Below are 8,986 nucleotides of genomic sequence, written 5' to 3'. Positions count from 1 at the left end.
AAAGGAGCTATTCCTGTAATGAAGTAATTTGAGCTTTGAGCAAAAAAGCGCCACTTAGTATACTGGGAATCGTGTTCCGCCAAAGAACAAATTCCAATACGAAAGAGGCGCTCATTATGAAGTATAAATTGAAGCAGAAACAGAATCAACGTATCACACGAATTAACGAAGCAACACTGGTTGTCGGAGCAGATATTGCCAAGAAGGTTCATGTCGCTCGTGCGGTAGACTTTCGAGGGATCGAACTCGGCAAAGATTGCGTCTTCCATAATGACGCAGAAGGGTTGACGAAGCTATCGGCGTGGATGAAAGAGCTCGGGCAAGCACACGGCAAGACCGAAATCATGTTTGGCATCGAGCCTACCGGACACTACTGGTTTCCTCTCGCAGCTTTCTTGCAAGAACAAGGGATTCAAGTCGTTGTCGTCAATCCGTCTCATGTAAATAAGACGAAAGAGCTTGAGGACAATTCGCCGACGAAAAGCGATTACAAGGACGCGAAAGTCATCGCCGATTTGATTCGGAACGGGAAGTACTCCGAACCTAAACTACCGACCAAGGAATACGCGGATTTGCGCATCCTCATGAATTTGCGTGAGAAAGTATCTGCAAGCCTAACGCAAGCAAAAGGGCGCATCGGCAATTGGTTCGACCGGTTTTTCCCGGAGTACTCCCGTGTCTTCAAGAATTGGGATGGGAAAGCGTCGCTCATGAGCATGCGGAAGTTTCCGTTGCCCGCCGACATCGTCGCTATGGGAGCCAGAGACGTCCTGGCCCACTGGAAGACGGATGTGAAGCGCGGCGTAGGGATCAAGCGCGCGGAAGCGCTACTCGTTGCTGCCACCACTTCCATCGGTCTGACGGAGGGAACGGTTGCAGCACGAATGGAGCTTAGCACGCTCCTGAGCCAGTTCGAGCTTTTCAGCGAACAGCTCGAACAAATCATGGAGCAAGTCATGGTGATCCTGGATAGCATTCCGGGAGCCGCACAAATGCTGACCGTACCGGGAGTTGGAGCGATCACCGTCGCTGGATTTTTAGCGGAAGTTGGGGATTTGAACAACTACGATCACGGTCAACAAATCATTCGACTGGCAGGGCTGAATCTCAAAGAGAACAGCTCCGGCAAGCGCAAAGGCAGAACCTCCATTACCAAACGAGGGCGATCGCGGCTTAGGGCGCTGTTGTTCCGCGCGGTAATGCCGATGGTGGCGAAGAACGAGGCGTTCAAAGCGCTGCACAAGCACTATACAACGCGAAGTCAGAATCCGCTGAAGAAGAAACAATCGCTCATCGCCTTGTGCGGGAAGTTGATTCGGGTCTTGCATACGCTTGGAACCAAACAGAAGGCATACAACGCTGTAGATGTAATCGGGCCGGTTCGACAGTCTCAGATGCACCAAGCGGCTGCTTAAGCAAGAAGCACAACTCCTGGACATTTACGATTCAACGTAAGCAACGAAGACAACGGAAGCACCGGAGAAGCCGAAGCACAATATTCCATAAGGGCAACGACCCCGTAAAGGAGCAAGAATCGGCATCCACCCCTTGAGAGGTAGAACGAAGGAATGTAAGGGCATAGACCCAGCGTGACATGGGAGGGTAAACCCCGAGGGCGAAATGTGGAGATCCACTGTGCGATCATATCCACCATCTCACAGTTTTGGACCCCTAAGCGATCCTAAACTCTGTTCCCGCCTACGCGCTTACAGGAAATCTGGGTGCAGATCACCTTCTCCACCAATACCTCTTCAAATGTCGAAGTTGAAATACTGCGAATTAGCGAGAAAACAGGAGAAAACATTACTTTATAGTGGGAGGAATGAAGATGAGTAGCAGTAGTCGATTACGATCCAAAACTTTCGACATTTTGAATGTATGCTTCATGATTACGATCATCGTTGTTACGCTAGGGCCGTTCTGGTTCACCATTGTCGGTTCATTCAATAGCGGCCTGGATTACTTGCGCGGAGGCGTTTACTTCTGGCCTCGGGAATTCACGCTCGCCAACTACAGCGCCGTACTATCCGATGAAACGATCTATCAGGCGTTTTTTGTTACTGGCTTTCGTACAATCGTTGGTACATTTATCCATGTGTTGTTCACCGCATTAATTGCTTACGGGTTGTCGAGACCGTATCTGGTTGGGCGAAATGTATATATGATCATTATCATGATTACGATGTTTTTCAGCGGCGGCCTCATTCCAACGTACTTGCTCTACAAGGAGCTGGGATTGCTCAACAATATGCTGGTGTACATCATCCCAAATATGTTCAGCGTCTGGGATTTGATCATTATCATGTCATTCATGCGCACCATTCCAGATGCGATTCTTGAATCCGCGAGAATGGACGGAGCCAGTGAATACAGAATATTCTTCGGTTTTATTCTATCACTCTCCAAACCGGTTCTTGCTGCAATCACCTTGTTCAACGGGGTTTACCATTGGAATTCTTATTTTGACTCGATGATGTTCACGTCGAGCGATTCTCTTCAAACCGTGCAGCTGTTTCTGATGCGGATGGTCACGAGTGCGGACTTTGCTAATGGGGTTAGCAAGGCTGCGTTAGCGAACATTCCGACTCAGGCGCTGAAGGTGAGTCCTGAGACGATGAAGCTGGCGATGATGATGGTTGTCAGCATACCGATTATTGTCGTTTATCCATTTTTGCAAAAGTATTTCGTTAAAGGGATCATGATCGGCTCAATCAAAGGTTAATCGTAGCGGCTACTCCGGCGCGAAATTAGCATAGCATTTTCATTATAAATGGAGGGGATCAACAATGAAGTTTGTTGGTAGAAGATTCACGCTCTTGTTATTCGCGCTCATTCTGGTGGGGTCCGTATTATCAGCTTGTTCATCTTCCGGCAACAATGGGACAAATGCTGCCAATGAATTACCGCAAACTTCCCCAAAAACGTCGCCGCAGGCATCCCAGCAGCCGGCAGGGGAGGATAAAACACCGATCAAATTGAACTGGTTCGTAGCCATGGACTGGTACAAAAGAGATTGGAATCCAGAGCTTAATCTGATAGACAAAAAGCTGTTTGATGATATGGGCATTGAAATCAATTTTACTTCAGGCAGCCCGGAAAAGCTCTCCGCAATGATCGCAGCGGGTGACATTCCTGATATGATCACGATGGAAAGCACAACTCCGCAGCGAGGTGTGTTGGAGAAGTCAGGTTATGTTTTCCCGATGAATGAACTGCTCACCAAGTATGCACCAGAACTTAAAGTTCCTGAGACGGTCCAAAATTGGTTCAAAACTAGCGATGGAAATTACTATGGTTTGCCTAACTACTTTTATGCTCCGGAAGAGATGAAACCGAACAACTTTTATCCAACACATCAGACGCTGCGGGCAAGGCAGGATATAATGACGCAGCTGAATATCGACCCAGCCGCCTTCGAGACAAAAGAAGGAACGTTGGAAGCGCTGCGTAAAGTGAAAGCGGCTAAATTGAAATATAATGGATTCGACGTTAAACCGGCCTATATTTTCTATGAGCATCTTGTACAATACTTCGGTGCGAAGCGGGAAGACGAAAAAGGCAATTATGTAGATAGCTTCAGGGAGCCTGAGTCGCTGGAAACATTCAAGTTTTTGAATCAGCTGTACCGGGAAGGTCTGTTGCCGCAAGACAGCATGACGCTGACGAGACCGCAAATCACGGAAAAAGTGAACGCTGGCGGCGTATTTGCCTACCTCCCTTGGCAGGTCAAGTGGAATGCGCTCGTTAATGCGGATCCCAAAGCCTACTATGTCGCAGTTGGCCCGATCAAAGGGGACGGGGGCAAAACGCCAATTCTTAATCCAAGCCCAGTGACCGGATGGACCATGACTATGGTTGGCAAGAAAACGAAGCATGAAGCGAGAATCGCCAAGCTTATCGAATATTTGATGCAGGACGAAATGTCGATTAATGTTACCTACGGCCCTAAAGGGATCGCGTGGGATTATGATGCCAACGGTCTCATTAAGTTTACCGATCAAAGGAACAAAGATTTTGCCGCGGATGCAGATGCCGCGACTTTAAAATACGGAGGTTTCGACTGGTTCACGGACTGGCTTCCGATCCAATCCGCATTCCCGGCTCCGGAATCGGAGTTCGAGAAACGGGAAGGCGAGACCGAGAAGTATTTCGCGAAATACAGCTACAATTCGATGGCTTTTGAAGCGATCAAACCGGATGGCGGAACCGACATCGCTGCCATCGACATCAAGATCGCTGATTACAGAAAGAGCATGGAAGCTAAGATGGTCCTTGCTAAATCGGAAGCAGAAGTGGTGAAGATGTTCAATGAAATGATCGAGCAAGAAAAGAAGCTGGGCTATGACAAGTTATTTGCATACTGGAACGAAAAATTCCTGGCGACTAAGAAAAAGCTCGGAATCGAGTTTGCTTGGCCGGGCAATCAAAAATAATGGAAGCGAAAACAAGGGGCTGCGTTTTGCACCCCCTTGTTTTTCTCAAGGAGACGACGATGACCATACAATGCGGATTGCAATCGGAAAGTTTTAAGCTGAAAGAGGGCGTACCGGATTCTTTTGATAGAGTGATGACGGGGAACGACCCATTATTTGCGCAGAAGACAATCCGCTTGACGACGGGCAGACGGGACTGGGCGGCTTTTCAGGTGCTGCTGCAAGTGAATGAACCGTATACTCTATCCGTTGGCCGCAGACCGGCATTTTCTCCGTACGGAGCTCTTCCCAACTACCGATTGGCGTTCGAAATGGACGACATGGACGGGCTGACCTACAGCATGAACCCAATTGGAATGGTGGAGGATGACGACGGAATCCACAAAGCGGATATTCTTCTAAACGATGAAGTGATCCATGTGATGGATCGGCTGAAGCGATCGGTATGGTGTGAGCTGCGGATTCCCGAAGAAGTTTCCCCTGGTCTTTACAAAGGAAATGTTCATATTTTTGAGCAGACGATGTTCGAGGATGAAAGAAAGGTAGCATCGCTTACGGTGGAGCTTGAGGTGATTAACGTTGTTGTTCCGGAACCATCGGAGTATTCGTTCCAATTAGAGCTGTGGCAGCATGGTTCCAATATTGCTAGAAAGCATGAGGTCGCGCTGTGGAGCGATGAGCATTTTGCCGTATTGGAAAACTATGTAGCCAGTCTGGGCCAATTGGGACAGAAATCAGTTACCGTTATCGCCTCGGAAATTCCATGGTCGGGCCAAGGTTGCTTCAGAATAACGAATTACTATTCGGACTTGTTCGAGTATAGTATGATTGGGGTAGAAAAATCCAAATCAGGAATATTTACGTATGACTTTAACCCCATGGAACGTTATATTCAGCTATGTGCTAAGTATGGCATTACAGGCGTCATTGATCTGTTCGGTTTGTCCGGCATATGGCAGTACCAGCCCGAAGGATACGGCAAGCTCGCGGATGATTACCCGGATGGAATCCGGGTGCGTTATCTGGATCGTAACGACAGCTGTTATAAATATATGCGATCCGCTGCTGAAATCAAGGAGTATATCGCTGCGCTGCATAACTATTTTGGGACTACAGGCCGGCTCAATGAGGTCAGAATTATGACAGACGAGCCGAGTGATCCTGAGGCATATCGGGCCGTGCGCGAACTGTTTGCCGTAGTCGCTCCTGGATTCCAGTTCAAAACTTGCTATGGCCATATGGAGCCCATTCTTGAAGCGCCCGAACAAGCCCGGAACTCGGTTGTCTCAGCGGGCTGCCTATTCAAGCATTTGGATGATTTCAAGGAGCTCAAAGTAGATAATCCGATGTGGTATGTCGCTTGCGATATTGCTTATCCCAATACGTTCATTAACTCTCATCTATTAGAGAGTCGCTTGATTCCACATTTGACGGCCTTTATGGGATTTGACGGGTTTCTCCGGTGGAACTATACCGTTTGGCCGGACAACCCGCGTGAACGGATTCGCTATAAATATCCGTTTTTCAGCGCAGGAGATACCAATTTTGTTTATCCGGGCAATGATGGCAGACCGCTACTTACTTTGCGTTATATGAATTTACGAAGAGGCATACAGGAGTTTGAACTAACCGCTCAGGTAAAGGACCGCTGCAACGATGCCGAAGAGCGGCTTGCCGAGTTATGGAGCAAAATTATCAAAGCTGAAAAACTGCAAGGTTTGTACTCTCCTGGGGACAGCTTCTCTACATGGTTCAGTGATGAACATGAAGATTACGAAGCGGTTCGAAAAGCACTGTTGGAAATGCTGGTTAACGCTTAAGCTCACCCTAACGCTGTCGGCTGGAGGCTTTTTATGATGAAGAGGCAGCTGAGCATCAAAGCAAAAGTCACCTACGCCTTCATATTTCTGATCCTTTTGCCGACAGCGCTGCTGTGCGGATACTTCTTCGATCAGACTCAGAAGCATCTTACGCAGCAGACGATCAACACTTCCAAGATGGTTCTGTCACAGCTCCAATCTAATGTTACGAGTAAAATTAACATCGTCGAGAGTGTCAGCGATAGTATCGCGTATAACTCAAGACTTCAATCCTTCCTCGCCGATCCGTTTCAACCGGGCGGAGATTCAATCAACGCTTATGCGCGAGAAATCGTCCCCCTCGTTAAATACGGAACGTATTACAACACGGTATTGATTCAATACATTAGACTTGATGTCAGTTTGTATTTGACCAATTATACGATCCCGGAAGGTTTCGACTCGATCTGGCATGACACTTATATTCAAAAAGAGAAGTGGTACCAGGATTTTCTGCGTTCAGGCAAAAATAGCTTATGGTATCGGAGCGATAGCAACTCTAAACAAGGTTCGTCGGCTGTGAAGTATACCTATATCCAGAAAATCCATAACACCAATGGCCAATATTTAGGTTTGACCAGCATTGAGGTGCTGCAAAAGGACTTATATTCCTTTCTGAGCGAATCTCCTGATGGAACGGATGCTTTTGTGTTTGATCCGGCGAAGGGCCTGTTTTTGCAACAGAAAAAGACGGACGACTCGATTAAGCAAGAACGGATAACAAACATCCGCAGCGATACAGGTGGTTCATTTCAGAAAAATGGAGAGGTTGTCGTTTATGAGCCGCTGACTTCACTTGGCACAATAATCGGTATTGCAGTGCCGAAAGCTTCGGTAACGAGTTCTCAGCTGCTTGGCACAACGATGGCGATTATCGGCATCAGCGCCCTCTCCCTACTGTTGTTTTATACCGTTATCAAGCAAGTATTTCGGCTGATCAAGCGCAATATTCTGACGATGACCGAATCGATCGAGAGCGGCTTTCAACCGCTGCCTTCCCCTAAGCGTCAGGACGAATTTGGCGTCATTACGGAGAAGTTCAATATTTTGCTGTCCAAAATCAATCTGTTAATGAAAGAAGGCATCCAACGGGAAGTCGTTCACAAGGATGTTCAATTGAAGGCGCTGCAATATCAGATCAATCCTCATTTTATTTACAATACGATCGATATTTTCAGTGCGAGAATGGAACTAGCCGGTCAGTACGAGGTGTCGGAGGCTTTCTCCGATTTCGGCAAAATCCTGCGCTACAAAATTGAAGGCGATTCCAAATTCGCGATGCTCGGATATGAAATCGACCATTTGAAACGATACGTAAACTTGCAGCAGATGAAGTACGGAGACCGCTTGCAGATGAATATTCAAGTGCCTTCGTCGCTGAACACCTGTCGAATGATTAAGTTTATTTTGCAGCCACTCGTCGAAAACAGCGTTAAACATGGCTTTGGGAGTCGCGATACGTTGACGGTCATAATTGAGGCATCCCTCTTGGAAAATGCCGCGCTGCAGATCGCTGTATGGGACGATGGGATCGGGATTTCGGCCGACCGTTTGGCAGAAATGAATCGGATGTTCGATCAACAGCAGCAGAGCGGCACCTGGGAGCATTCTGAACATATCGGCTTGAAAAATATTAACGAGCGGTTATGTCTCTTTTATGGTGTACAGTATCGCCTCGTAATGGAAAGCACAGAGGGGCGTTATACGAAAGCTACGGTAACGATCCCTATTCAGGAGGAGGAGCTGCGCGATGTATAATCTATTAATCGTAGATGACGAGCCCCTGATCTGTGAAGGAATCCGATCCAAGATTATACGAATGAACCGTTCAGATATTCGGGGAATCCGGATTGCGCATGATGGGCGAGAAGCGATGGATCTCGTGAATGCGGCTCCGCCTGATATTATTATCACCGATATCAAAATGCCCAAAATGGACGGTATCACGCTGCTTAAAAGCCTTTCCAAAGAGCGACCCTCTATCAAGTTCATCATATTAAGCGGCTATGGAGACTATGAGTATGTCAGAGAGGCGTTTAAGTATGGGGCATCTGATTATTTGCTGAAGCCAGTTAGCTTCCTCGATCTTAGTGATCAGCTGCAGCTTGTTATGGAGCATTTTGAGAGTGAAGAAATGGAGGAGTCAGTACCTGTTGCCGTGATCGAGGAGATCATCTCATCCAAGCAGGAGGTTCGGCAAAAGGTTGGGGAGGGCCGCTCGGTTATCGATCTTGCTAAAGCCTATATCAGGCAAAATTACCGGACTAATCTACAGCTGGCGGAAGTGGCTAACCGATACTCCATGAATTACTCTTACTTCAGCTCCTTATTCAAAAAAGAAACGGGTATGACGTTTACATCGTTTTTGACCAAAATTCGCATGGAAGAGGCCTGCCGATTGCTGCGAGACCCTACCCAACGGGTGAAGGAAGTCGCCGAGAGTGTCGGTTATGACAATGCTCATCACTTCTCACGAGCCTTCAAAAACGTATATCGCTTTTCGCCTAATCAATTCCGCAGCGGGCTGTACGTTGATTAACTTTGACCATAATAGGGACGACGCAGTTTAATCACTGCATCGTCCTTTTTGCATTCTAGAAAACCCGAAAAAAAAAGAATCAAAATGAATTTTGCATCATTTTGATTCCTTTCCGCCCCCTGTATGCTAAACATATTCGCTGCAATTAATGCTGC

At 47.3% G+C, this 8,986-nt stretch carries 6 protein-coding genes; all 6 read left to right on the top strand.

Features of this window, described 5'->3' with window-relative positions; translation table 11 throughout:
- The first annotated feature begins 116 nt into the window (after window positions 1-116).
- The 6 genes from CGZ75_RS10185 (at window position 117) to CGZ75_RS10160 (ending at window position 8,831) form a co-directional block, all read left to right on the top strand.
- Window positions 117-1,415: an IS110 family RNA-guided transposase gene (locus CGZ75_RS10185; RefSeq protein WP_089522044.1), complete on the top strand. Its 1,299-nt coding sequence runs from the start codon at window positions 117-119 to the stop codon at window positions 1,413-1,415.
- A 413-nt stretch (window positions 1,416-1,828) separates the two neighbouring features.
- Window positions 1,829-2,722, top strand: coding sequence for a carbohydrate ABC transporter permease (locus tag CGZ75_RS10180; RefSeq protein ID WP_089524059.1), 894 nt, complete (start codon window positions 1,829-1,831; stop codon window positions 2,720-2,722).
- Window positions 2,723-2,786: 64 nt separating this feature from the next.
- A complete protein-coding gene (locus tag CGZ75_RS10175; protein ID WP_089524058.1) occupies window positions 2,787-4,433 on the top strand; it encodes a type 2 periplasmic-binding domain-containing protein in 1,647 nt (548 codons plus the stop codon).
- Window positions 4,434-4,492: 59 nt separating this feature from the next.
- Entirely contained in the window at window positions 4,493-6,253 is a 1,761-nt protein-coding gene (locus CGZ75_RS10170; RefSeq protein ID WP_176444756.1) for a DUF4091 domain-containing protein, read from the top strand.
- A 33-nt stretch (window positions 6,254-6,286) separates the two neighbouring features.
- The gene (locus tag CGZ75_RS10165; RefSeq protein WP_089524056.1) at window positions 6,287-8,050 is read left to right on the top strand and encodes a sensor histidine kinase; all 1,764 of its coding nucleotides are present in this window, start codon (window positions 6,287-6,289) and stop codon (window positions 8,048-8,050) included.
- Window positions 8,043-8,831, top strand: a complete 789-nt coding sequence (locus CGZ75_RS10160) for a response regulator transcription factor (protein WP_089524055.1) — start codon at window positions 8,043-8,045, stop codon at window positions 8,829-8,831. Before CGZ75_RS10165 ends, CGZ75_RS10160 begins: the two co-directional genes overlap by 8 nt.
- Window positions 8,832-8,986 lie beyond the last annotated feature (155 nt).

Source organism: Paenibacillus herberti (assembly GCF_002233675.1).
Taxonomy (GTDB): domain Bacteria; phylum Bacillota; class Bacilli; order Paenibacillales; family Paenibacillaceae; genus Paenibacillus_O; species Paenibacillus_O herberti.
This window is presented reverse-complemented; position numbering and strand designations above follow the sequence as displayed.